The sequence below is a fragment of the Burkholderia sp. NRF60-BP8 genome (assembly GCF_001522585.2).
In the GTDB taxonomy this organism is placed as follows: Bacteria; Pseudomonadota; Gammaproteobacteria; order Burkholderiales; family Burkholderiaceae; genus Burkholderia.
In genome coordinates, this window is the sequence record NZ_CP013373.1 from 801,980 (window position 1) to 827,469 (window position 25,490).

Below are 25,490 nucleotides of genomic sequence, written 5' to 3' on the forward strand. Positions count from 1 at the left end.
CAGAGGGGCCTTCGGTGCCTGCTCCGGGCTGGTGCGTGAAGTTCGCTTGACTTGCGTTCCGCTGTGCGGAACAATGTTTTGCAAATCGAACTCAGTGTAGCACCGGATGACACTTTCAACCATCGACGACACCCCGATCGACGAGCGCAAGTTCGTCGTCGCGCTCGCGCGCGGGCTCGACCTGCTGCGCGCCTTCCGGCCCGGCGAGACGATGCTGGGCAATCGTGATTTCGCGGAACGCACGGGCCTGCCGAAGGCGACGGTGAACCGGCTCGCCTATACGCTGACGGTGCTCGGCTATCTGCGCTACGACGAGACGCTCGGAAAGTATGCGCTGGACGCCGGCGTGCTGTCGCTCGGCTACGCGCTGCTGTCGGGCTCGGGGACGATCGATCTCGCGCGGCCGCACATGCAGGCGCTGGCGCGCGAGATCGGCGCGGCCGTGTCGCTCGGCTGCCGCGACGGGCTCGACATGATCTACCTGGAGACGATCCGCAGCGAGACCGCGTTGACGCTCGGGCTCGCGCCCGGTTCGCGGCTGTCGATGCTGACGAGCTCGATGGGGCGCGCGTACCTGGCCGTGCAGCCGGAGGACGCGCGCCGCGCGCTCTATGCCGAGCTGCACCGCGCGGCCGGCGGCGCGGCCGACGCCGATGCGCTCGTCGAGGCCGCGCAGCGCGCGGTGGCCGAGTTCTCGACGGGCGGTTGCTGCTATTCGTTCCGCGCGTGGCACATGGACGTGAACGCGGCGGCCGTGCCGTTTCGCGAGCTGCGCGAGGGGCGCTGGCTGATCCTGAGCTGCAGCGGCCCCGCGTCGTCGATGGACGAGGACGTGTTTCGCACGCGGGTCGGACCGCGACTGAAGGCGCTCGCGCAGCGGCTCGGGCCGACGATCTGAGCAAGCGCGCGGGCGTTGCCGTCGCGCGGCAACCGGTTCGTGCGTGCCGGGGCGGCGTGGGGTGCGGAGGCGGCGCGGCGCCGTTGCGTATTGCGGTATTGCGCGACGGGAGAACCGCGCTCATCATCGTTCGCGTGCTTCCCGACGACGAGGTTTGCAATGACGCACTCCGAACCGATGGAAGGCGGATGCGCGTGCGGCGCGATCCGCTACCGTATCGCCGACGTTCCCACCGACGCGGGCTTTTGCCACTGCCGGCTGTGCCAGCGCACGACCGGCGCGGCGGTCCTTGCGTCGGCATCAGTGCCGATCGGCGCATTCGAATACCTGCAGGGCGAACCGACCGTCTATGCATCGAGCGCGTGGGGTGAGCGGCGCTTCTGCGGCCGTTGCGGCGCGCAGCTCGAATACCGGCGCTCCGACGCGCCGCAGACGGTCGAGATCAATTACGCGACGCTCGACGAACCGTCGAGGCTGCGTCCGGCGTGGCATGTCTGGTACGGGGATCGATTCCCCGGCATCGAGATCGGCGACGGTCTACCGAAGTACGACGACGGCGGACCGGAATAGGCGCGACATCGGCGTCGCTGCACCGGTGGTGTGGGGCGCGCACAAACGCGCTCGGCCTTGCTGCATGAACGAACCGGGAACCGACCGGCGTCGCGCCGCGCTGCGTGCTGAAACCCGATCCGCGAAGCGACACGACACCGGAGTCCGCCATCCGGCGCGCTGCCCGCGCGCGCCTTCCCCGTCGGTCGCTCAGGCCGTCACGACCTTCGCGAACACCGGCCCCTGCATGAACCGCACGTCGTGCTGGCGCAGCAGCTCGCACTGCGTCTCGTCGACGACGCCGTCGAAGATCAGTGGAATCCGCACGCGCTGTGCGTAGGCGACGAGCGCCTTGACCATCCCGTCGCGCAACGCGATGCCCGCATCCATCTTGATGTAGTCGGGGCGCGCCATGTCCGATTCGACCGCGAGGATGCGGCCCGGGTCCGGCAGCTTGTCCGCGACCTTGAACCCGTGATGCTGGTAGCTGCGCGTCAGGTAGCCGAGGAACGTCTTGTGGGCGACCGCGACCGCCGGCAGCTCGATCACGATCCGCTCGGGCGGCAGCCCGAAGCGCTGCAGCACCGACGAGAAATGCTTGCCGTGGTCGTATTTCACGCTCTTGAGCAGCCGCTCGTGCACGCGCAGGAACAACAGCCCGTGGCGCTGCGCCCCGAAGAAATTGATCGCGTGCAGCGCGCGCGACAGGCGGTCGATCGCGACCAGCGTCTGATCGTCGACGGCCGCGTCGACAGGATCGTGCTGCGCGCCCGTGACGAGCGTGACGGCCTGGAAGCCGAGCTCGTCGCCGTAGCGCTCGATCGCGTCGGCGAACGACGTCGATTGCGGCGAGCCGGGCATCGTCACGTCGTAGATCGGCTCGTACGCGCTGGCGAGCGTGCGCTCGGGCAGATTCGCGCACGCGGTGCCGCCCTCGGCAAGCGCGAGGTGTTCCCGCAGATACGGCAGTTGCCCGGCACGGGCGACCAGCTCGGGGATGGTAGGCGGAATCATCGGCGTGAGAAGGAAAAATGGCGGCCGAAAGGGCCGCCTCGTCGACTTGATATTAGCAGTGCGCGCCGCGCTCGGCTTGGCGTTTCGCTCATATGGTTATCCCGTCCCCGCGCCGATGCCTAGGGTTTACGTTGATTTCACTATTCGTAATTGGTTTTACTATTCGTAAATCCAGAATGTGTCGCCGATCAGGCAATGCGGCATGCGGGCGCCGCGAAACGGCGCCGTTGACGAATCAACAGGAAGCAAGGAGCGAGACGTGGCGGTTGACAGGACAGGCGGGCAGGCGCGCCGGCAGGAGACGGACGGGGCGACGGGCGCGGCGGTGCGCGCACGGCGCGGGTGAGGAGCGGATGGCGACCATGAGCATCGATTACCAGACGCTGAAGTTCGAGTACCGCGCCCGCGCGCACGACCCGGCCGTCCATCCGGTGATCGTCGTCGGCGCGGGCCCGGTGGGCCTCGCGGCCGCGATCGACCTCGCCCAGCAGGGCGTACCCGTCGTGCTGCTCGACGACGACGACACGCTGTCGACCGGCTCGCGCGCGATCTGTTTCGCGAAGCGCACGCTCGAGATCTTCGACCGGCTCGGCTGCGGCGAGCGCTTCGTCGACAAGGGCGTGAGCTGGCACGTCGGCAAGGTGTTCCTGCAGGACGAGCAGCTTTACGCGTTCGACCTGCTGCCCGAGGAAGGGCATGCGCGCCCCGCGTTCATCAACCTGCAGCAGTACTACGTCGAAGGCTATCTGGCCGATCGCGCGTTCGAGCTGCCGAACATCGACATCCGCTGGAAGCACAAGGTGACGGGTATCGAGCAGTCGGCCGAACACGCGGTGCTGACCGTCGAGACGCCGGACGGCGTCGCGACGCTGCGCGCGCAGTACGTGATCGCGGCCGACGGCTCGCGCAGCCCGATGCGCACGATGATGGGCCTGGAAAGTCGCGGCCGCACGTTCAAGGACCGCTTCCTGATCGCCGACGTGAAGATGAAGGCGGAGTTTCCGACCGAGCGCTGGTTCTGGTTCGATCCGCCGTTTCACCGCAACCAGTCGGTGCTGCTGCACCGCCAGCCCGACAACGTGTGGCGCATCGACTTCCAGCTCGGCTGGGATGCCGATCCCGTCGCCGAGAAGCAGCCGGAGCGCGTGATCCCGCGCGTGCGCGCGCTGCTCGGGCCGGACGTCGAGTTCGAGCTCGAGTGGGTGAGCGTCTATACGTTCCGCTGTCAGCGGATGGACACGTTCCGTCACGGCCGCGTGCTGTTCGCCGGCGATTCCGCGCACGGCGTGTCGCCGTTCGGCGCGCGCGGCGCGAACAGCGGCGTGCAGGACGCGGACAACCTCGCGTGGAAGCTGAAGCTGGTGCTCGACGGCCGCGCTCACGAGCGCCTGCTCGACACTTATGCGAGCGAGCGCGAATTCGCGGCCGACGAGAACATCCGCAATTCGACGCGCTCGACCGACTTCATCACGCCGAAGAGTGCGGTGTCGCGCGTGTTCCGCGATGCGACGCTCAAGCTCGCGCGCGACTGCGAGTTCGCGCGCAAGCTGGTGAACAGCGGGCGCTTGTCGGTGCCGGCCGTGCTCGCCGATTCGCCGCTCAACACGCCGGACCGCGTCGGCGACGCATTCGCGTGCGCGATGCGGCCGGGCGCGGCGGCGGCCGATGCGCCGGTGCGCGTGCAGGGCGCGCCGGGCTGGCTGCTGCAGCATCTGCGCGGCGGCTTCACCGGGGTGCTGTTCGGCTTGCCGGGCGATGCGTCGGCGCTCGCGCAGGCCGTCGGCGGTCTCGCGCTGCCGGTGCGTCCCGTGCTCGTCGTGCCGGCCGGGCACGCGCAGCCGGCGGCCGGCGTCGACGTCGTGGAGGACGTCGACGGGCTCGCCGCGCGGCGCTACGACGCGCAGCCCGGCACGTTCTATCTGCTGCGCCCCGACCAGCACGTCTGCGCACGCACGCGCACGCTCGACCGTCAGGCGATTGCCGACGCACTGGCGCGCGCGACCTGCGCCCGCTGATACGACAAAGACACCGGAGACACCGTCATGCCCCTACTCGATACCCGCCCGCGCCTGGCCGACCCGGACGCGTTCTACGAAGCGCTGATCGACATGCATCGCGACCTGTCGGACGCCGACAGCCAGCTCGTCAACGCGAAGCTGATCCTGTTGCTCGCGAACCAGGTCGGCGACGCCGACGTGCTGCGCGAAGCGATGGCGCTCGCGCGCCAGGGCGTGACGCCGCCCGTGCATCCGGCCGCCGAGGTCGCGCAATGAGCGCGGCGCCGGCCGACGCGCGCGTGCTCGAAGTCGAGCGCGTGATCGACGAGACCCATCGCCCGGGTTTTCACTGGATGCTGCTGATGCTGTGCGGGCTATGCCTCGTGATCGACGGCTTCGATGCGCAGGCGATGGGCTACGTCGCGCCCAGCGTGATCGCCGAATGGGGCGTGCCGAAGCAGGCGCTCGGGCCCGTGTTCAGCGCGAGCCTGTTCGGGATGCTGCTCGGCGCGCTCGGGCTGTCGGTGCTGGCCGACCGGATCGGCCGGCGCCCGGTGCTGATCGGCTCGACGCTGTTCTTCGCGGCGACGATGCTCGCGACGCCGTTCGCGCGCTCGATCCCCGTGCTGATGGCGCTGCGCTTCGTCACCGGCCTCGGCCTCGGCTGCATCATGCCGAACGCGATGGCGCTGGTCGGCGAGTTCAGCCCGGCCGCGCATCGCGTGAAGCGGATGATGATCGTGTCGTGCGGCTTCACGCTCGGCGCGGCGGTCGGCGGCTTCATCAGCGCCGCGCTGATTCCGGCGCTGGGCTGGCGTTCGGTGTTCTTCGTCGGCGGCGCGGTGCCGCTCGTGCTGACGATCGCGATGCTCGCGCGGCTGCCCGAGTCGCTGCAGTGCCTGGTGCTGAAAGGGCGCGTCGCGCAGGCGCGCGACTGGCTCGCGCGGTTCGCGCCGCAAGCCGGCATCGATGCGAATACGCGGCTCGTCGTGCGCGAGCGTGCCGCGAGCGGCGCGCCGGTCGCCGAGCTGTTCCGCCATGGCCGCCTGCCGGTCACGCTGCTGCTGTGGGCCATCAGCTTCATGAACCTGATCGACCTGTACTTCCTGTCGAACTGGCTGCCGACCGTGATGCGCGACGCCGGTTATTCGCCGAGCACGGCGGTGATCGTCGGCACGGTGCTGCAGACGGGCGGCGTGATCGGCACGCTGTCGCTCGGCTGGTTCATCGAACGTCATGGTTTCGTGCGCGTGCTGTTCGCGTGCTTCGCGTGCGCGGCCGTGTCGGTGGGACTGATCGGCTCGGTCGCGCATGCGCTGCCGTGGCTGCTGGTCGTCGTGTTCGCGGGCGGGTTCTGCGTGGTCGGCGGGCAGCCGGCCGTGAACGCGCTCGCGGGCCAGTATTACCCGACGTCGCTGCGCTCGACCGGCATCGGCTGGAGCCTCGGCATCGGCCGGATCGGCTCGGTGCTCGGGCCGCTCGTCGGCGGACAACTGATTGCACTGAACTGGACCAACGGCGCGCTGTTCCACGCGGCCGCGGTGCCCGTGCTGTGCTCGGCGCTATTCGTGCTGGGTTTGGCCGGTGTCACGCGGCGCAGCGGCGCGCAGGCGCCGAACGCCGCCCTGAATTGATGGAGAAAGGAAACGATGACGCTTGACCTGTCGAAACCGGCGACCGCCGGCTACCTGAGCGGTTTCGCGAACGAATTCGCGACCGAGGCGCTGCCCGGCGCGTTGCCGCACGGGCGCAACTCGCCGCAGCGCGCGCCGTACGGGCTGTACGCGGAGCAGTTGTCGGGCACCGCGTTTACCGCGCCGCGCGGCCACAACCGCCGCTCGTGGCTGTACCGGATTCGCCCGGCCGCCGTGCACCGGCCATTCGAGCCGTACGCGGGCCCGCAGCGGCTCGTGTCGGATTTCGGCGATTCGGCCGACGTGCCGCCGACGCCGCCGAACCAGTTGCGCTGGGATCCGCTGCCGATGCCGGCGGAGCCGACCGACTTCGTCGACGGCCTCGTGACGATGGCCGGCAACGGCTCGGCCGCCGCGATGAACGGCTGCGCGATCCACTTGTATGCGGCGAACCGCTCGATGCAGGACCGCTTCTTCTACAGCGCGGACGGCGAGCTGCTGATCGTGCCGCAGCAGGGGCGCCTGTTCATTGCGACCGAATTCGGCCGGCTCGACGTCGAGCCGTTCGAGATCGCGGTGATTCCGCGCGGCGTGCGTTTTGCCGTCGCGCTGCCGGACGGCGACGCGCGCGGCTACATCTGCGAGAACTTCGGCGCGCTGCTGCGCCTGCCGGATCTCGGCCCGATCGGCTCGAACGGGCTCGCGAACCCGCGCGACTTCCTGACGCCGCAGGCCGCCTACGAAGACCGCGAAGGTGCGTTCGAGCTGATCGCGAAGCTGAACGGGCGCCTCTGGCGCGCGGACATCGGCCATTCGCCGCTCGACGTCGTCGCGTGGCACGGCAACTACGCACCGTACAAATACGATCTGCGCCTGTTCAATACGATCGGCTCGATCAGCTTCGACCATCCCGATCCGTCGATCTTCCTCGTGCTGCAGGCGCAGAGCGACACGCCGGGCGTCGACACGATCGACTTCGTGATCTTCCCGCCGCGCTGGCTCGCGGCCGAGGATACGTTCCGCCCGCCGTGGTTCCACCGCAACGTCGCGAGCGAGTTCATGGGGCTCGTGCACGGCGCGTACGACGCGAAGGCCGAAGGCTTCGTGCCGGGCGGCGCGAGCCTGCACAACTGCATGTCGGGCCACGGACCCGATGCGGACACGTTCGAGAAGGCGTCCGCGAGCGACACGACGAAGCCGCACAAGGTCGACGCGACGATGGCGTTCATGTTCGAAACCCGCACGCTGATCCGGCCGACGCGCTACGCGCTCGACACCGCGCAGCTGCAGGCCGATTACTTCGAATGCTGGCAAGGCATCAAGAAACACTTCAATCCGGAGCAAAAGTGAGCGATACCCAAGACTGGCGCGCGACGCTCGACCCGGCTCGCAAGAGCTGGGTCGAGACCGCGAACGATCCCGCCTGCGATTTCCCGATCCAGAACCTGCCGTTCGGGATCTTCAGCGATGCGAAGCAACCGGCGCGCCGTGCGGGCGTCGCGCTGGGCGACCGGATCGTCGATCTCGCCGCGCTCGCGCGTGCGGGCCTCGTGACGCTGCCGGCCGGCGCCGATGCGTTCGCCGCGCCGACGCTCAACGCGTTCATCGCGCTCGGCCGCGACGCGTGGCGCACCGTGCGCGTGCAGTTGTCGGACCTGTTCTCGCGCGACAACGCGCGGCTGCGCGACGATGCGGCGCTGCGCGCGCAGGTGCTGGTCGCGCAGCGCGATGCGACGCTGCATCTGCCGGTCGAGATTCCCGGCTACACCGATTTCTATTCGTCGAAGGAGCACGCGACCAACGTCGGCTCGATGTTCCGCGATCCGAAGAATGCGCTGCTGCCGAACTGGTCGGAGATGCCGATCGGCTACAACGGCCGCGCGTCGTCGGTGGTCGTGAGCGGCACGCCGGTGCGGCGCCCGAACGGGCAACTGAAGCTGCCCGACCAGGAGCGTCCGGTGTTCGGCGCATGCCGCAAGCTCGACATCGAACTGGAGACGGGCTTCATCGTCGGCCAAGGCAATGCGCTCGGCGAGCCGATCGCGTGCGAGGACGCGGAAGCGCATATCTTCGGGATGGTGCTGCTGAACGACTGGAGCGCGCGCGACATCCAGCAGTGGGAGTACGTGCCGCTCGGGCCGTTCAACTCGAAGGGCTTCGCGACGACGATCTCGCCGTGGATCGTCACGCTCGACGCGCTCGAACCGTTCCGCGTCGCGCAGCCGGAGCAGTCGCCGCAGCCGCTCGCGTATCTGCGGCATGCGGGCAAGCATGCATTCGACATCGCGCTCGAAGTGACGCTGCGCGCCGAGGGGGCGGCCGAAGCGACGTCGATCTGCCGCACGAATTTCAAGCACATGTACTGGACGATGGCGCAGCAGTTGGCGCATCACACGGTGGCCGGCTGCAACACGCGCGTGGGCGACCTGATGGGTTCGGGCACGATCAGCGGGCCGACCCAGGATTCGTTCGGCAGCCTGCTCGAACTGACGTGGAACGGCAAGGAGCCGGTCGCGCTGAACGGCGGCGGCAGCCGCACGTTCATCGAGGACGGCGACGAGCTGACACTGACGGGATGGTGCCAGGGCGACGGCTATCGCGTCGGCTTCGGCACGTGTGCCGGCAAGATTTTGCCGGCGCGGCGTGCTTGACGGACCGCAGCGCGAGAAGTCACGCGCAGGCCGGCCACGCTAGTACGGCATGACGGGGCGGTCCGCATTGCGCGGGCCGTTTTTCGTTGAGCGGAGCATGGGTGCGAGCGGGCCGACGCGTATCGATGCATGATGTTGCGCGCCAACGCCAACGCCAACGCCAACGCCAACGCCAACGCCAACGCCAACGCCAACGCCAACGCCAACGCCAACGCCAACGCCAACGCCAATCTGCATCAGGTCGCGCGTTGCACCGCCGCGCGTCGTTCCCACAACGCGGCCGCGACGAACGCGGCGACGCAAGCGACCAGCACGCCGACCAGCGCGTTGCTGCCCAGTTGCTCCATCAGCGCGCCCGCCACCAGCGGGCCGCCGAAGCTCGCGGCGCTCCACGACGCCGACACGAGCGAGCTCGCGGTCACGAGCGCCGCGCCGCGGAAACGCTCGCCGCACGCGACGAGCGACAGCGTATAGATGCTGCCGGCCGCCGCGCCGAGCACGAACAGCAGCGGCCAGCACAGCCACGGGTTCGCGATCACGAACGGCAGCAGCGGCAGGCCCGCGAGCACGATCCAGCCGGCGCCGAGATGCACGCGTTCGCGGCCGAGCTTGTCCGCGAGCCAGCCGATCGGGAACTGCATCGCGGTATCGCCGAACAGCATGATCGACGCGAGCAGCACGGCGGTCGCGCTCGCGACGCCGTGATCCATCGCGTAGAGCGGCAGCAGCGACAGCGCGAGCGTATCGAACAGCGCGAAGAAGCCGGTGCCGATGATCAGCGCGGGCATGCGCGGCAGCACGTCGAGCCAGCGGCCGCGCGCGTCGTGATGCGCGTCGTCGCCGGCGAGCGGCGCACGGCGGATCGTCGCGAGCGTCGGCAGCGCGAGCAGGAACAGCGCGCCGCACAGCGCGAAGCGGATGCTCGTCGCACCGGCGATCTGGCTGACGAGCACGGGGCCTGCCATCTGGAACAGCGTGAAATTGGTCGCGTAGATCGCGACGACGCGGCCGCGCGTCGAATCGTCGGCGAGCTGGTTGACCCACGCCTCGCCGATCGTGAACAGCAGCATCAGCGCGGCGCCGCACAGCACGCGCAGCACGCCCCACAGGACCAGGTTCGACGTGAACTGCATCAGCGCGGTGGCGGCCGCGAGCAGCACGACCGACACGACGATCGCGCGGCGCGCGCCGATATGCCGTGCGAGCGCGGTGACGAACGGGACGATCGCGAGGCCGCCGAGGGCCTGCGCGGCCGTCAGCATGCCGACGACGTTGGTGCCGTGTCCGGCTTCGGTCAGTGCAAGTGCGGTGAGCGGCAGCGTGGCGCCGGTGCCGAGGCCGACCACCGCGACGCTCAGGATCAGCGCGAGGAAATCGCGATTGAGAATGGCTTTCATCGGCCGCGATGCTACACCGCGATCGTTGAAAGGTCCATGAAGGCCATCAGGTTCGGATGGCGTTGTGTCCGCAACGATCGCATGAGGGCGATGTCAGACGTACTCGGTCGGCACGGCCACCGGGCGGCGTTCGAGCGACGCCGACCACAGCGTGAGCGCGAGCGCGGCGACGGCCATCGCGACGCCGACCCACGGCAGGTTCACGAGCGACACGCCGGAGCCGATCGCCATGCCGCCGAGCCACGCGCCGGTCGCGTTGCCGAGGTTGAACGCGCCCTGGTTCAGCGTCGATGCGAGGTTCGGCGCGTCGCTCGCGCGATCGACGATCATGATCTGCAGCGGCGGCACGATCGCGAACGCGAGGATGCCCCACACGAAAATCGTCGCGAGCGCGGCGAACGGCAGATGCATCGTGCCCGCGAACAGCGCGAGGACGATGCCGATCAGCGCGAGCGTCGCGATCAGCGACGGCATCCGGCGCCAGTCGGCGAGCTTGCCGCCGAGCGTGCCGCCGACCGTCAGGCCGAGGCCGAACAGCAGCAGCACGTAGGTGACTTGGCGTGGCGAGAAGCCCGTCACGTCCTCGAGGATCGGCGTGATGTACGTGAACACGCTGAACAGGCTCGCGGACGCGAGCACGCTGATGCCGAGCACCATCAGCACCTGCGGGTGCTTCAGCACGCTGAATTCGCGCGTGATGCTGGTGTCGGGCATCGCGAGGTTTTTCGGCAGGCACGCCGCGAGCGCGGCGGCCGCGGCGATGCCGATGCCGGTGACGGCCCAGAACGTCGCGCGCCAGCCGAACGCCTGGCCGAGTGCGGTGCCGAGCGGCACGCCGAGCACGTTCGCGAGCGTGAGGCCGGTGAACATCAGCGCGATCGCCTGCGCGCGGCGGTTCGGCGCGACGAGGTTGCTCGCGACCACCGAGCCGATGCCGAAGAACGCACCGTGGCAGAACGCGGTGACGACGCGCGCGGCCATCAGCACCGCGTAGCCGGGCGCGATCGCGCAGAACAGGTTGCCCGCGATGAACAGCCCGATCAGGCCCATCAGCGCACGCTTGCGCGGCATCTTCGCGGTGACGATCGCGAGGATCGGCGCGCCGACCGTCACGCCGAGCGCATAGCCCGACACGAGCATCCCGGCGGCCGGGATCGACACGCCGAGGTCGCGCGCGACGTTCGGCAGCAGGCCCATGATCACGAATTCGGTGGTACCGATTCCAAATGCGGCAACGGCAAGGGCGAAAAGAGGCAGGGGCATCGCGGTAGGCTCGAGAAAGGATGCCGCTCGAGCCGGGCGCGGGATGCGCGGGACGGGCGGTCGGTCAGGCGAACGTCAGCCGCGATTCTACTTCAGTGAAAACCCCTATGCTTGGGGCCAAAACGGTTGTTGCCGGCGTGCGACGGGGCGGCGGGCGGGAGGCTCATCCGGTTGGATCGGCGGCGATTCGGCGGCGGCGCGATGGCGACTGCCGAACCGTGCATCAGGCGATGCGTTCGGGCGTTCCGTCGGGCATCGCGCCCGAATTCTTTTTCATTTCGGTATCCGTCGGCGACGCAGCCGATCCGGCCCCGTCGATCGCCGCCGGCGCGTCCCAGCCGTTCTCGAACAGGCAGGCTTCGATCGGCATCCGCGCGGCCCAGCGTTCTGCTTCGAGCATCGGCTTCGCATAGAACGCATCGACGTGCCCGATGCACAGCACGGCGATCGGCTTCGCGTCGTCGGGCATTCGCAGCAGCGTGCGCAGCGCATCGACGTCGAACAGCGACACCCAGCCCATCCCGAGGCCTTCCGCGCGCGCCGCGAGCCACATGTTCTGGATCGCGCACGCGGCGGACGCCAGATCCATCTCCGGCAGCGTGCGGCGGCCGAACACATGGCGTTCGCGGCCGTCGGCGAGCGCGACGACCAGGAGCTCGCCGCATTCGCGCACGCCCTCGACTTTCAGCCGCATGAATTCGTCCTGGCGCTCGCCGAGCGCGTCGGCGGTCGCGCGGCGCTCGGCCTCGACCAGCGCGTGAATGGCGGTGCGCAACGCGGGATCGGTGACGCGGATGAAGCGCCACGGCTGCATGAAGCCGACGCTCGGTGCGTGGTGCGCCGCGCGCAGCAGCCGCGCGAGCACGGCCGGCTCGACGGGCGCCGGCGTGAAGTGGCGCATGTCGCGCCGTTCGAAGATGGCGCGATAGACGGCGGCGATGTCGGAATCGTCGAAACGCATGAGCGGCAAAGGCAGGGAAGGACGTCGGCGCAACGATAACAGACGGCGCGCACGAAACGTTACTTCACGCGAAACAATGCGCTGAATTGTTGGCGAGGTTGGGTGCGGTGTGCAGCAACGGGCAAGAGCAAACGATTGCGGATGCGCTGCTGGCCGTCAAACGGGCTGTTTCTCAACGGTTTGGCGTGACGACGTTCTGCGGAGCGCCCGCATGCCACGCCTCGATGTTCAACAGTGTCGTGTGCGCGATCTCGGCCAGCGCCTCGCGCGTGAAGAATGCCTGGTGCGACGTGACGATCACGTTCGGGAACGTCAGCAGGCGCGCGAGCACGTCGTCCTGCAGCGGCAGGTCGGAGTGATCCTCGAAGAAGAGCCCGCTTTCCTCTTCGTACACGTCGAGCCCGAGATGGCCGAGCTGGCCGCTCTTGAGCGCGTCGACCAGCGCCTGCGCATCGACGAGGCCGCCGCGCCCCGTGTTGATCAGCATCGCGCCGTGCTTCATCCGCGCGAGCGTGCGTTCGTTGATCAGGTGGTGTGTCGACGGCAGCAGCGGGCAATGCAGGCTGACGATGTCGGCGTGATGCAGCAACTCGTCGAGCTCGACGTAGCGCGCGCCGAACGCGATCAGCTCGTCGTTGTACGGCGGCACCGAGTGCGCGAGCACGTGCATCCCGAACCCCATCATGATCTTCGCGAACACGCTGCCGATGATGCCGGTGCCGATCACGCCGACGGTCTTGCCGTGCAGGTCGAAGCCGAGCAGGCCGTTCAGCGAGAAATCGCCTTCGCGCGTGCGCGCGACGGCGCGCGGCAGGCGGCGGTTGAGCGCGAGGATCAGCGCGACCGCGTGCTCGGCGACCGCGTGCGGCGAATACGCGGGCACGCGTACGACCGCGACGCCGAGCCGTTCGGCGGCGGCGAGGTCGACATGGTTGAAGCCCGCCGAGCGCAGCGCGATCAGCCGCGTGCCGCCGTCGGCGAGCCGCTCGAGCACGGCCGCATCGACGGTGTCGTTGACGAACGGGCAGACGACGTCATAGCCGTGCGCGAGGATCGCCGTTTCCGCGTCGAGGTGCGACGGCTGGAAGTGCAGCCGATAGCCGAACTGCCGGTTGGCGGCGGTGAATGAATCGTCGTCGTACTGCCGGCTGCTGAACAGGATCACGCGCACGCTGCACCTCCGATGGCTGACGCGCGCAGTTTACTGCAGGCCCGTGACGATGTCGGCGTGTTCGGGCCCGCGCGCCGGCCGCAAGAAGCCGTAGTCCGTCCGTTCGCGGGCGGACGACGCGCCGAAGTGCTCGAGTGCATGCTCGACGAAGCTGCGCGTGCGGGCCGGCACGTACTGGCGGTTCGGATAGACGAGCGACAACTGCGCGTCGGGATCGTCGATCCGGTAGCCGGCCATCAGCCGCACGAGCGTGCCGTGGTTGAGCGCGTCGGCCACGCACGGCTCGGGCAGCACTGCGATGCCGGCGCCGGCCACGGCCGCCGCCTGCACGAGCGCGAGCTGGTTGACCGTGCAGGCCGGGCGCACCGTGACCGAATGGGCGACGCCGTCGTGACCGACCAGTTGCCACGTCGGCGCGTGCTGGTGCGGCGCGAGCGTGACCCAGTCGTGGCCCGGTAGATCGTCGGGCACGCGCGGCTCGCCGCGACGGTCGAGATAGGCCGGTGCCGCGCACGCGACGAACGGATTCGGCGCGAGGGCATGGCCGATCAGCGACGGGTTGCCGTCGAGCCGGGTGCCGGTGACGATGCCGACGTCGTAGCCCGAATCGAGCACGTCGAGCGGCCCTTCGGCGACGGTCAGCTGCACGCGCAGCTCCGGATAGCGGTGCCGGAAGCTGCTGACGAGCGGCGTCAGCGCCAGCGGCGACAGCAGCCCCGACGCGACGACGCGCAGCGTGCCGGCCGGTTCGCGCACCGCATGCGCGACCGACGATTCGAGGTGGTCGAATTCCTCGAGCAGCGCACGGCAACCATCGAGGTAGCGCACGCCGGCTTCGGTGAGCGACAGGTTGCGCGTGGTGCGATGGATCAGCCGTGTGTTCAGGTGGCCCTCGAGCATCGCGATCGAACGCGTGACGAGCGCATTGGACACGCCGAGATGGTGCGCCGCGCGCCGAAAGCTTTGCTGTTCGGCGACGCAGACGAATACACGCATGGTCTGAATCTGGTTCATGGCTTGCGTATTTCTGGCCCGGTTGATTGATTTTGGTTGTGATTTATCGCCGCACGACATCGAAAGCGCATTGCGCGGCCCCAGCTCTCCCTCGTATCGAAAATCGAATTTCGATTCCGCAGACGATTGTTCAATACGGAAGCGATATCCGTCAACCTGAGAAAAGGGGCGGCTTGCGTAAAATCGAAATCGCGAGTACCGGTTTGACGCTGCAATGCAGCAAGAACGTCGAGGGAAAACGGCGCGATATTGGAATATGCGTCGACTCGGCCGGGATTCCCTATTTCAATCAACGTGTTGGGTTAAATTCGCGCGAACCGACACAGGGCGATTTCGGCGTCGCTCCCCAATACATGCCGCAATGGTGGATGTTTTTTCCACGTTCGGATTTCGTGTATCGAATTCGCTCCGCGATTTGTATCAGGTGGCCGCTCCATTTCGTTCGATCCGAGAATCGGACTGAACCGCCGGTTTCGGCGAACCGTTGCCGATATTGGCGGAGAAAATCGTGCGGGCGGAACCCGAATGGAACCGTTTCGGAAACGGCCCGCACTCCCTTTTTCGATCCGGCAGGTCGTGGCGCGACCGGCTGGCCCGGTCCGGCGACCGGCCGGCGTCGCGCTGTCCGCGCGTGCGTGCCTCTTGCGCGGGCCGGCGGAACGGGGAATGATCGACCAGTTCGCCGTGCCATGCCGCCGGCGTCCGGGCATTTTTCTTCCCTCATCATTTTCCAGCCATGTCCATCGATTATTCGCCGATTCCCTGTCCCGTCGTCGTGCCGCTCGACGCGATCCTGCCCGAAGAACCGCTGCTGATGATGGGGGCTGGCCCGGTTCCGATCCCGGCCGCCGTGGCCAAGGCGAACACGATCGTGATCAATCACCTTGGCGCGACGATGGCGAAGATCATCGAGCAGGTGAAGGAGATGGCGCGCTACGTGTTTCAGACCCGCACGAAGTGGGTGCTCGGCGTCGCGGGCCCGGGCTCGGCCGCGATGGAAATGGCGATCTCGAACCTCGCGTGGCGCGGCACGCGCGTGCTGTCGATCCGCAATGGCTTCTTCAGCGCGCGGATGGCCGAGATGGCCACGCGTGTCGGCGCCGACGTCGCGACGCTCGAAGTCGCCGACCGCACGGTCGCGAGCCTCGACGAGATCGCCGACGCGATCGCGCGCGAGCGGCCCGAGATCGTCACGATCGTGCAGGGCGAGACGTCGAACACGGTATGGAACCGCGACCTGCGCGACATCGCCGCGCTCGCGAAGGCGGCCGGCGCGCTGGTGGTCGTCGATGCGGTGTGCACGCTGTCGACGATGCCGCTCGAGATGGACGCGTGGGGTATCGACGCGGTGATCACCGGCGGCCAGAAGGGGCTGTCGTCGATTCCGGGCGTGTCGCTGATCGCGTTTTCCGATGCCGCGTGGGAACGCATGAAGCAGCGCCCCGAGCCGAATGCGCACTGGTGCCTCGACATGGCGCTCGCGGAGAACTTCTGGCACAACGCCGGCTATCACTACACGGCGCCCGTGTCGGGCGTGCTTGCGCTGCACGAGGCGCTGCGGCTCGTCTGCGCGGAGACGCTCGAAAGCCGCTTCGCGCGCCACCTGCGCTGCTCGCTGGCGCTGCAGGCGGGCGTCGAATCGATGGGGCTCAAGCTTTATGCGCCGAAGGACTGCCGGCTCAATTCGGTGGTCGGGATCGAGACGCCCGAGGGGCTCACGCCGGGGATGGTCTGCGGCCATATCTCGAAGCAGTACCAGGTCGAGATCTCGGGGTCGTTCGGGTTGCCGATCGTGCGGATCGGACAGATGGGCGAGCAGTGCCGCGAACACAACCTGTTCCGCACGCTGCATGCGTTCGGCCGCACGATGGTCGACCTGAAGGTGCCGGTCGATCTGCCGGCCGGCGTCGCCGCGCTCGAACAGGAACTGTCGCGGCGCGGCGCGTAAGCGCGCAAAAGCGGCACGGGGCCGCGCTCAGCGGCCCTGCATCGCGCGCCGGTAGGTATTCGGCGTCGTGCCGTGCGCGTCGCGAAAGCGATGGCTGAAGTGGCCGGCGTTCGCGTAGCCGCACTCGGCCGCGATCTGCGCGAGCGGCAGCGCCGTCGTGCGCAGCAGCTCGCGGGCCCGGGCGAGCCGTTGCTCGGCCACCCAGGCGTGCGGCGCACGGCCGAACGACAGCCGGAACATCCGCGAGAAGTGGTATTCGGACAGCGCGGCGACCTCGGCGAGTTCGCCGAGCGTCAGCGGCTGCGTCAGGTACGTGTCGATGTAGTCGCGCACGCGGCGGCGCACGGCCGGCGCGAGCCCGCCGCGGAACGACGTGTCGGTGCGCGTCATGCTCTGGCCGCGCAGCAGCAGGCTCAGCACGTCATGCGCGGTTTCGTTCGCGCGTAGCCGGTCGTCGGCATCGTCCCAGCCGTCGAGCGCGAGCGAGCGCAGCAGCGCGGCGACGCGCGCATCCTCGAAATAGGTGCGATCGGCCAGCTTCAGTTCGCGCGGTTCGCGGTCGAGCTCGCGGATCGCGCGCTGCGTGAAGTGTTCGGGCAGGAAATACAGGTGGACGAAATGCATTTCGCCGCGCACCCACCAGCGCGATTCATGGTCGCCCGGCAATGCGCACAGCAGGCTCGGCGCGCCGTAGCGCGGCACGCGCTGACGCTCGGTCCGGTAGCCGCCGTCGAGGTAGCAAGACAGCGTGTGGTGCCCGGGCTGCTCGTAGATCGTCTCGCTTTCGTCGGTGATCCGCGTCCATTCGGCGATCGCGAGATGGTCGCCGAGCCATGCGAAGCGCTCGAGCGTCGCGTTCGCGTCGGCGAGGGTGCGGCAGACCGACTGCAGGCCGAACGGCAGCTCGCCGCCGGCCAGGGCGGCGGCGCGGTCGACGGGCGGGGCGCAGAGGGAGAGACTCATGATGCGCCGAGTATAAGCGGCCGCGCGACGGCGTGTGCGGCGTCCCGAAAAAGACCGCAATTCCGGACAATCGGCATGCGCGGGGCGGCCGCATAGTCGGGATCCCGATTCACCCGATTTCCCGAATTGCCGCCATGAACCTGTCGCTTTATTTCGTCACCGTGCTGATCTGGGGCACCACCTGGATCGCGATCAAGTGGCAACTCGGCTCGGTGCCGCCGCCCGTGTCGATCGCATGGCGCTTCTGGCTCGCGGCCGCCGTGCTGTTCGCGCTGCTGCGCGCGATGCGCCGGCCGGTGCGCCCGCCGCGCGAAGCGTGGCGCTTTCTCGTCGCGCAGGGCTTCGCGCTGTTCTGCCTGAATTTCCTGTGCTTCTACTATGCGGAGCAAGTCGTGCCGAGCGGGCTCGTCGCAGTGATCTTCTCGACCGCGCCGCTGCTGAACTCGATCAACGGCCGGCTGTTCATGGGCCGCCCGCTGCGGCCGTCGGCGATCGCGGGCGCGCTGCTCGGCCTGACCGGCATCGCATGCCTGTTCTGGCAGCAGATGGCCGGCCATCTCGACGACCACGCGACGTGGATCGGGCTCGCGATCGCGTTCGCCGGCACGATGTGCTTCTCGGCGGGCAACCTGCTGTCGAGCCGGATGCAGTCGATGGGGCTGCACCCGCTCGCGACCAACGGCTGGGCGATGCTGATCGGCGCGGCGATCCTGACCGTCGGCAGCGCGGCGGCCGGCATGCCGTTCACGCTCGACATGAGCCCGCGCTATCTCGGCGCGCTCGTGTACCTGGCCGTGCCGGGCTCGGTGATCGGTTTTACCGCCTACCTCACGCTCGTCGGCCGGATCGGGCCGGAGCGCGCCGCGTACTGCACGGTGCTGTTCCCGATCGTCGCGCTGGCCGTGTCGACGGTGTTCGAGGGCTACCGGTGGTCGCCGCTCGCGGTGATCGGGCTGCTGCTCGTGGTGGCCGGCAATCTCGTCGCGTTCGATCTCACGCGCCGGTTGTTTCTGCGGACGGCGTGACGCAATGCCGACGGCGATGCCGGAAGCTCGGAAAGCCGTTCCGTCTGGTTGACTTGGTTGACTTGGTTTCGATTCGGGGCTACGCTTGATCGTCCGGTTGGATCAGGAGGTCAGGATGGTCACGCAAGCTCATGTGTTCGAAGGCGCGGCTGCGGTTCTCGATGTCGAGACGGAAGAGGCGCTGCGCAGCGCGGTCGGCGCCGCGACCATGCTCGGCCCCGATCGCGCCCGCGCACTGCTCGCGCTGTCGGACGAGCAACTGGGGCACCTGTTCAAGGTGGGCATCGCGCAGGTCATCGATCTGGCCGGCACGATCACCTTCGGCATCGCCGCTGCCGCGACACGCGACAGGAAGCCGGCCGCCCGGCAGAAGCGGGGGACGGCTGCACGCGCGGATGCCGGCGTCGCCGATCTCGAGCGGCAGGTGCAGGCCGAACGGCACGCGCTGGTTGCCGATGGCCGGCTGCTGTCCGCCGCGCAGACGTGGACGGGGCTCGGCATGACGCGGCAGGCGCTGAGCAAGGCGGTCGGGTCGGGCCGCATCTTCGCGGTCGATGTCGGCGCCGCACAGTACTATCCGGCTTTCTATCTGGCGGGAGACGTCGACCGCAAGACGTTGGGGCGGGTCACGCAGTGTCTTGGCGATTTGCCCGGCTGGAGCAAATGGCAGTTCTTCACGACGCCCAAGGCGTCGCTGGGCAACGTCACCCCGCTCGTCGCGCTGTCGCGGGGCAAGCTCGACGATGTCGAACGTGCCGCTGCGGCATTCCGCGAACGCTAGGAGCCGCGCTTGCTGACGGCACCGGGCGAACATTTCGCGAGCGCGGCGCTCGTCATCCGCGAGGTCGCGCCGGCAACGCTGGTGCGCATCTCGCGATATGCGACCGGCGAGCCGTACTTCGGAAAGTCGGGCGGCAATCGTTTCGACGATCCGCGCAAGCGGCGGCGGTACGGCACCAGCTATTTCGGCTTCGATCTGCATTGCGCATTCGCGGAGACGGTGCTGCATGACGAAGTCGCCGATCTGGTGCTGGGCGGTTTTCCGCTCGTGACGACCGAACTCGATCGCCACGTCCTTTCATTCGACGGCGCGCCGCTGAGCGTCGCCGTCCTGCACGGCTTGCCGCTGAAAAATCTCGGGGGCGACGGCGCGCTGTCGACCATCGTGCCGTACGACGTGCCGCAACAATGGTCGCTAGCCGTCCACCGGCATCCCCGTCGCGTCGACGGATTTTTGTACATGTCGCGCCATCTCAACACGTCGGAAGCGCTCGTGCTCTTCGATCGTGCCGAGCACAAGCTCTCGCTCGGGAACGCCGTTCCGTTCAGGCATCACCCCGATGCGGCCCGCGTATTGCGGGACTTCAACGTGCTGCTGCGTTGACGCGCGTTGCGCGTGCGCCAACACGTGTCGCGTCTCTCAGGCCGCCGCGCCGCTTCCCGCCACGCGCGCCTGCCGCTGATACAGCACCATCGACAGCGCGACGCCCCCGGCGGCGGCCACCGCCGCGAACAGGAACACCTGCGGATAGCCGAACGCACCCGCGACATAGCCGGCGAGCGGGCCGGTGATGCCGAGCGACAGGTCGAGGAACACCGAATACGCGGACAGCGCCGCGCCGCGGCTCGCGGGCGGCACGAGCGCGACGGCCTCGACGCCGAGCGCCGGGAAGATCAGCGCGAAGCCGAAGCCCGTCAGTGCCGCGCCGACGAGCGCGACGTGCGGCACCGGCGCGAGCCACAACAGCACTAGGCCCGCGCATTCGAACGCGAACGACACGATCGCGACGCGGAAGCCGCCGTGGGTCTTGATCGTGTTCGCGAACAGCAGGCGCGCGCCGATGAACAGCGTGCCGAACACGGTCAGCGACAGCGCGGCGTTCGGCCAGTGGCGCGCCGCGTAGTACAGCGTGACGAACGTGGCGATCGAGCCGAAGCCGGCCGAGCCGAGTGCGAGGCCGAGGCCGTGCGGCAGCACGCGCGTGAACACGCTCGCATACGACATCCGTTCGCCGTGCACGAGCGGCACGGCGGCGATCAGGCGGGCGAGGTAGAAGCCGAGCGCGGCCAGCGCGATCACGATCACGCCGATCAGCGCCGGATTCAGCGTATGCGCGATCGCGACGCCGACCGGTGCGCCGAGCGCGAGCGCGCCGTAGGTCGCGATGCCGTTCCACGAGATCACCTTCGCGTTGTGCGCGACGCCGACCCGGCCGATGCCCCACAGGATCGCGCCGGTGCCGCACAGGCTTTCGCCGACGCCGAGCACCAGCCGGCTCGCGATCAGCAGCACGAGGCTCGCGACCGGCCAGTGCGCGAGCAGCAGCGCGACGAGCAGCAGCACGCCCGACACGCCGCAGCCGACCAGCCCGCGCAGCACCGTCTGCTTCGGCCCCAGCGTATCGGCGAGCCGCCCGGCGAGCGGCCGCGATGCGAGCGTCGCGAAATACTGGACGCTGATCGCGCCGCCCGCGACGATCGCGGAAAAGCCGAGGTCGTCGTGGACGAAGCCCGGCAGCACCGCGAGCGGCAGGCCGATGGTCAGGTAGCAGATGAACGTGAAGCAGACGACGGACACGATTTGCAGCGTGACTGCGAACCCGCTGTGCGGCGGTGTGGCGGAATCGGTTGACATGGGGTCGGAACGAATGACGGATCGAACGGAAAACGGCGGAAAAGGGAATCGGGATTTTCCCATGGAACCGGTTTTCACGCAGGTACCGTTTAGTTAACTGCCTGCCGTTCGTGAAGACGACCGGCGGTCGCAGGCGTCGGAAACGGGCGCGGCGCACCGTGCGGCAAGGGGCGCGGGCGGTCGGGCGCGCATATCGCGGCAGTGATATGAGCCGCATGCGCGATGGGCTATGGGTTGCGGAATTTGACGGTGATAGCGTGCAAACTGTCGGAAAAACGTCGGTCGAGCGCTCCGCGCAGGCCGCCTAGCCCCCAATTTGAAGAAACACCGAGACATGAGTGAGCCGATCCGCTTCTACCATCGTCACGCGATCCGCGAAGTGAGCGGCGCGGACGTGACCCGCACCGTGCTGCAATACCTGCGCGAGGACGCGCATTGCACCGGCACCAAGGAAGGCTGCGCGGAAGGCGACTGCGGCGCGTGCACGGTCGTCGTCGGCGAACTGACCGACGCCGGTGCGGTCGAGTTCAAGGCCGTCAACGCGTGTATCCAGTTCTTGCCGACGCTCGACGGCAAGGCGCTCCTGACAGTCGAGGACCTGCGCCAGCCGGACGGCGCGCTCCATCCGGTGCAGCAGGCGATGGTCGATTGCCACGGTTCGCAATGCGGGTTCTGCACGCCCGGCTTCGTGATGTCGATGTGGGCGCTGTACGAGAAGCACGGCCACGAAGGCTGCGGCAACGCGTGCGCGAAGGCGAAGGACGTGCCGACGCGCACTGAGATCGCCGATGCGCTGACCGGCAACCTGTGCCGCTGCACTGGTTATCGCCCGATCGTCGATGCGGCGGTGCGGATGTTCGACGCGGCCGGCGAAGGTGCGACCGGCGAAGGTGCGACCGGCGAAGGTGCGACCGGCGAAGGCGCGGCCGGCGAACGTGCGTCGGCGGTGGTCGACACGGCGGCGCTTGCCCGCACGCTCGCATCGCTCAAGCGCGACGACACGTTCGACTACACGGCGGCCAACGGCGCGCGCTTCGCCGCGCCGCGCACGCTCGACGCGCTGGCCGCGCTGAAGTCCGAGCGTCCCGACGCGCGCATGCTCGCGGGCAGCACCGACATCGGCCTGTGGGTCACCAAGCAGATGCGCCGCCTCGACGATCTGATCTACGTCGGCCAGATCGCCGAACTGCAGCAGGTCGTGGATGGCGACGACTGGATCGAGATCGGCGCGGGCGTGACGGTCGAGAAGGCCTATGCGGCACTCGCCCGCACATACCCGGAGCTGACCGAGATGTGGAAGCGCTTCGCGTCGCTGCCGATCCGCAATGCGGGCACGATCGGCGGCAACGTCGCGAACGGCTCGCCGATCGGCGATTCGATGCCGGGCCTGATCGCGCTCGGCGCGCGCGTCGTGCTGCGCGGCGGCGACACGGTGCGCGAGCTTCCGCTCGAGGCGCTCTATACGGGCTATCAGCAAAAGGACATGGCGCCGCACGAGTTCGTCGTCGGCCTGAAGGTGCCGACCCGCACCGGCGCGCGCGCGAAGCTGCAGTTCCGCACCTACAAGCTGTCGAAGCGGTTCGACTCCGACATCTCGGCCGTGTGCGCGGCGTTCGCGTTCATCGCGGACGGCGACACGATCCGCGAGCCGCGCGTCGCGTTCGGCGGGATGGCGGCGACGCCGAAGCGCGCCACGCATACGGAAGCCGTGCTCGACGGCGCACAGTGGCACGAAGCCACCGCGCAGGCCGCGATGCAGGCGCTCGAGCGCGACTACCAGCCGCTGTCCGACATGCGCGCGACGAGCGCGTATCGTCTCGATACCGCGAAGAACCTGATGTATCGCTTCTGGCTCGAGACGCGTCCGCACGACCCGCTGCCGCCGCAGGCGCTGAACGTGCGCGAAGTGGCCGCCGAAGTTGCCGACGACGCGGCGCGCGTCTGAAGACGGAGAACACCGAACATGAACCAGCAAGCAGAACCGTTCCTCAGCACCGTCGACCCGCAGGCCGACGCCGCGCAAGTGCACGTGTCGCGTGCGCACGAATCCGCCCACCTGCACGTGAGCGGGCGCGCCACCTACACCGACGACATCCCGCTCGTCGCCGGCACGCTGCATGCGGCGCTCGGGTTGTCCGCGAAGCCGCACGCGAAGATCGTGTCGATGAACTTCGACGCGGTGCGCGCGACGCCGGGCGTGGTCGCCGTGTTCACGGCCGACGACATCCCGGGCGTCAACGATTGCGGGCCGATCATCCACGACGATCCGGTGCTCGCGAAGGGCGTCGTGCAGTTCGTCGGCCAGCCGATGTTCATCGTCGTCGCGACGTCGCATGAAACCGCGCGGCTCGCCGCGCGCCGCGCGCAGGTCGACTACGAGGAACTGCCCGCGATCCTGACCGCGCAGGAAGCGCGCAAGGCCGAAACCTACGTGATTCCGCCGCTGAAGCTCGCGCGCGGCGACGCGGCCGCGCGGCTCGCTGCCGCGCCGCACCGCGAGTCGGGCGAGATGCTGCTCGGCGGGCAGGAGCAGTTCTACCTGGAAGGGCAGATCGCGTATGCGGTGCCGAAGGACGACGACGGGATGCACGTGTACTGCTCGACGCAGCACCCGAGCGAGATGCAGCACCTCGTCGCGCACGTGCTCGGCGTCGCGTCGCACAACGTGCTGGTCGAATGCCGCCGGATGGGCGGCGGGTTCGGCGGCAAGGAATCGCAGTCGGGCCTGTTCGCGTGCTGCGCGGCGCTTGCCGCGTGGAAGCTGCTGTGCCCGGTGAAGCTGCGTCCGGACCGCGACGACGACATGATGATCACCGGCAAGCGGCACGATTTCCATTACCGCTTCGACGTCGGCTACGACGACGACGGCCGCATCGACGGCGTCGCACTCGACATGACGTCGCGCTGCGGCTTCTCGGCCGACCTGTCGGGCCCGGTGATGACGCGCGCGGTGTGCCACTTCGACAACGCGTACTGGCTCGGCGACGTCGACATCGCCGGCTACTGCGGCAAGACCAACACGCAGTCGAACACCGCGTTCCGCGGCTTCGGCGGCCCGCAGGGCGCGTTCGCGATCGAATACATCCTCGACGACATCGCGCGCTCGCTCGGCCGCGATCCGCTCGACGTGCGCTACGCGAACCTGTACGGCAAGACCGAACGCAACGTGACGCCTTACGGGCAGACGGTCGAGGACAACGTGCTGCACGAGCTGCTCGGCGAACTCGAGACGACGAGCGACTACCGCGCGCGGCGCGCGGGCGTGCGCGCATTCAACGCACGCAACACGGTGCTGAAGAAGGGCATCGCGCTCACGCCGGTGAAGTTCGGGATCGCGTTCAACGTCACGCACTTCAACCAGGCCGGCGCGCTGGTGCACATCTACACCGACGGCTCGGTGCTCGTGAACCACGGCGGCACGGAGATGGGGCAGGGGCTCAACACGAAGGTCGCGCAGGTGGTCGCGCACGAGCTCGGCATCCGCTTCGGCCGGATCCGCGTGACGGCGACCGACACGAGCAAGGTCGCGAACACGTCCGCGACCGCCGCGTCGACGGGCTCGGACCTGAACGGCAAGGCCGCGCAGGATGCGGCGCGCCAGTTGCGCGAGCGGCTCGCGGCGTTCGCGGCGAAGCAGTTCGGCGACGGCAAGGTCGAGGCGGCCGACGTGAAGTTCGGCAACGACGTCGTGTGGGTCGGCGGCGCGAGCGTGCCGTTCGGCGAGGTGATCGCGAAGGCGTATCTCGCGCGCGTGCAGCTGTGGTCCGACGGTTTCTACGCGACGCCGAAGCTGCACTGGGATCAGTCGAAGCTGCAGGGCCGCCCGTTCTACTACTACTCGTACGGCGCGGCGGTATCGGAAGTCGTGATCGACACGCTCACGGGCGAGATGCGCACGCTGCGCGTCGATGCGCTGCACGACGTGGGCGCGTCGTTGAACCCGGCGCTCGACATCGGTCAGGTCGAAGGCGCGTTCATTCAGGGGATGGGCTGGCTCACGACCGAGGAGCTGTGGTGGAACGCGGGCGGCAAGCTGATGACGCACGCGCCCTCCACGTACAAGATTCCGACGGTGAACGACACGCCGCCCGAGTTCAACGTGCGGCTGTTCCAGAACCGCAACGTCGAGGACAGCATCCACCGTTCGAAAGCGGTCGGCGAGCCGCCGCTGCTGCTGCCGTTCTCGGTGTTCTTCGCGGTGCGCGATGCGATCGCGGCAGTCGGCGATTACCGGGTGAATCCGCCGCTCGACGCGCCGGCCACCGGCGAGTCGATCCTGCGCGCGGTGCAGGCGGTACGGGCGGCGAGCGCCGCTCGGGCAGGGTGAGACGATGAACCGCCGCTCCACGCTCGCTTCGTGCGCTCGGCTC

Annotated in this window: 21 protein-coding genes; 13 read left to right on the top strand and 8 right to left on the bottom strand. The window is 68.6% G+C overall.

The window, feature by feature from the left end:
• The first annotated feature begins 106 nt into the window (after positions 1–106).
• On the top strand, positions 107–898 hold the full coding sequence (locus WS54_RS16870; RefSeq protein WP_059779346.1) for an IclR family transcriptional regulator: 792 nt from the start codon (positions 107–109) through the stop codon (positions 896–898).
• 159 nt (positions 899–1,057) lie between these two features.
• A complete protein-coding gene (locus WS54_RS16875; protein ID WP_059779348.1) occupies positions 1,058–1,468 on the top strand; it encodes a GFA family protein in 411 nt (136 codons plus the stop codon).
• Positions 1,469–1,657: 189 nt separating this feature from the next.
• On the opposite strand, the gene WS54_RS16880 is transcribed toward WS54_RS16875, so the two are convergent.
• On the bottom strand, positions 1,658–2,461 hold the full coding sequence (locus WS54_RS16880; RefSeq protein ID WP_034206532.1) for an EAL domain-containing protein: 804 nt from the start codon (positions 2,459–2,461) through the stop codon (positions 1,658–1,660).
• A gap of 362 nt (positions 2,462–2,823) precedes the next feature.
• On the opposite strand from WS54_RS16880, the gene WS54_RS16890 reads away from it, so the two are divergent.
• From WS54_RS16890 to fahA, 5 genes are read left to right on the top strand one after another with little or no spacing between them, the layout of a single operon-like run.
• Entirely contained in the window at positions 2,824–4,476 is a 1,653-nt protein-coding gene (locus WS54_RS16890; protein ID WP_059779787.1) for an FAD-dependent oxidoreductase, read from the top strand.
• Between the two features lie 27 nt (positions 4,477–4,503).
• Positions 4,504–4,734, top strand: a complete 231-nt coding sequence (locus WS54_RS16895) for a DUF2783 domain-containing protein (protein WP_059779351.1) — start codon at positions 4,504–4,506, stop codon at positions 4,732–4,734.
• Positions 4,731–6,092, top strand: a complete 1,362-nt coding sequence (locus WS54_RS16900; protein ID WP_059779353.1) for an MFS transporter — start codon at positions 4,731–4,733, stop codon at positions 6,090–6,092. The genes WS54_RS16895 and WS54_RS16900 overlap by 4 nt, the downstream gene beginning before the upstream one ends.
• A gap of 15 nt (positions 6,093–6,107) precedes the next feature.
• The gene (gene hmgA, locus WS54_RS16905; RefSeq protein ID WP_059779355.1) at positions 6,108–7,442 is read left to right on the top strand and encodes a homogentisate 1,2-dioxygenase; all 1,335 of its coding nucleotides are present in this window, start codon (positions 6,108–6,110) and stop codon (positions 7,440–7,442) included.
• Positions 7,439–8,743 carry a fumarylacetoacetase gene (gene fahA, locus WS54_RS16910; RefSeq protein ID WP_059779357.1) on the top strand — a complete coding sequence of 435 codons (1,305 nt, stop codon included), beginning with the start codon at positions 7,439–7,441 and terminating at the stop codon, positions 8,741–8,743. Before hmgA ends, fahA begins: the two co-directional genes overlap by 4 nt.
• 236 nt (positions 8,744–8,979) lie before the next feature.
• On the opposite strand, the gene WS54_RS16920 is transcribed toward fahA, so the two are convergent.
• The 5 genes from WS54_RS16920 to WS54_RS16940 form a co-directional block, all read right to left on the bottom strand.
• A complete protein-coding gene (locus WS54_RS16920; protein WP_059779360.1) occupies positions 8,980–10,140 on the bottom strand; it encodes an MFS transporter in 1,161 nt (386 codons plus the stop codon).
• 93 nt (positions 10,141–10,233) lie between these two features.
• Positions 10,234–11,403: an MFS transporter gene (locus WS54_RS16925; RefSeq protein WP_059779362.1), complete on the bottom strand. Its 1,170-nt coding sequence runs from the start codon at positions 11,401–11,403 to the stop codon at positions 10,234–10,236.
• A 223-nt stretch (positions 11,404–11,626) separates the two neighbouring features.
• Positions 11,627–12,364, bottom strand: coding sequence for a 5,6-dimethylbenzimidazole synthase (bluB, locus tag WS54_RS16930; RefSeq protein ID WP_059779364.1), 738 nt, complete (start codon positions 12,362–12,364; stop codon positions 11,627–11,629).
• Positions 12,365–12,536: 172 nt separating this feature from the next.
• Positions 12,537–13,535 carry a 2-hydroxyacid dehydrogenase gene (locus tag WS54_RS16935; protein WP_059779366.1) on the bottom strand — a complete coding sequence of 333 codons (999 nt, stop codon included), beginning with the start codon at positions 13,533–13,535 and terminating at the stop codon, positions 12,537–12,539.
• A 30-nt stretch (positions 13,536–13,565) separates the two neighbouring features.
• Positions 13,566–14,549 carry a LysR family transcriptional regulator gene (locus WS54_RS16940; RefSeq protein ID WP_059779369.1) on the bottom strand — a complete coding sequence of 328 codons (984 nt, stop codon included), beginning with the start codon at positions 14,547–14,549 and terminating at the stop codon, positions 13,566–13,568.
• A 736-nt stretch (positions 14,550–15,285) separates the two neighbouring features.
• On the opposite strand from WS54_RS16940, the gene WS54_RS16950 reads away from it, so the two are divergent.
• On the top strand, positions 15,286–16,497 hold the full coding sequence (locus tag WS54_RS16950; RefSeq protein WP_059779372.1) for a pyridoxal-phosphate-dependent aminotransferase family protein: 1,212 nt from the start codon (positions 15,286–15,288) through the stop codon (positions 16,495–16,497).
• Positions 16,498–16,524: 27 nt separating this feature from the next.
• On the opposite strand, the gene WS54_RS16955 is transcribed toward WS54_RS16950, so the two are convergent.
• Entirely contained in the window at positions 16,525–17,460 is a 936-nt protein-coding gene (locus WS54_RS16955; RefSeq protein ID WP_059779375.1) for an AraC family transcriptional regulator, read from the bottom strand.
• Between the two features lie 134 nt (positions 17,461–17,594).
• Between WS54_RS16955 and WS54_RS16960 the strand changes: the two genes are divergently transcribed.
• The 3 genes from WS54_RS16960 (at position 17,595) to WS54_RS16970 (ending at position 19,869) form a co-directional block, all read left to right on the top strand.
• Positions 17,595–18,485, top strand: coding sequence for a DMT family transporter (locus WS54_RS16960; RefSeq protein ID WP_059779378.1), 891 nt, complete (start codon positions 17,595–17,597; stop codon positions 18,483–18,485).
• Between the two features lie 97 nt (positions 18,486–18,582).
• Complete coding sequence (locus tag WS54_RS16965) at positions 18,583–19,266, top strand: hypothetical protein (protein ID WP_236872796.1); 684 nt, start codon at positions 18,583–18,585, stop codon at positions 19,264–19,266.
• Positions 19,267–19,275: 9 nt separating this feature from the next.
• Positions 19,276–19,869, top strand: a complete 594-nt coding sequence (locus WS54_RS16970; protein WP_059779383.1) for an RES family NAD+ phosphorylase — start codon at positions 19,276–19,278, stop codon at positions 19,867–19,869.
• Between the two features lie 36 nt (positions 19,870–19,905).
• Here WS54_RS16970 and WS54_RS16975 read toward each other — a convergent pair whose 3' ends face one another.
• On the bottom strand, positions 19,906–21,120 hold the full coding sequence (locus WS54_RS16975; RefSeq protein WP_034206545.1) for an MFS transporter: 1,215 nt from the start codon (positions 21,118–21,120) through the stop codon (positions 19,906–19,908).
• Between the two features lie 334 nt (positions 21,121–21,454).
• Here WS54_RS16975 and xdhA point away from each other — a divergent pair, with 334 nt between their 5' ends.
• Positions 21,455–23,065: a xanthine dehydrogenase small subunit gene (gene xdhA, locus WS54_RS16985; RefSeq protein ID WP_059779386.1), complete on the top strand. Its 1,611-nt coding sequence runs from the start codon at positions 21,455–21,457 to the stop codon at positions 23,063–23,065.
• 18 nt (positions 23,066–23,083) lie between these two features.
• Positions 23,084–25,447 (top strand): xanthine dehydrogenase molybdopterin binding subunit, encoded by a 2,364-nt coding sequence (xdhB, locus tag WS54_RS16990; protein WP_059779388.1) that lies wholly within the window; start codon positions 23,084–23,086, stop codon positions 25,445–25,447.
• The last annotated feature ends 43 nt before the right edge of the window (positions 25,448–25,490 follow it).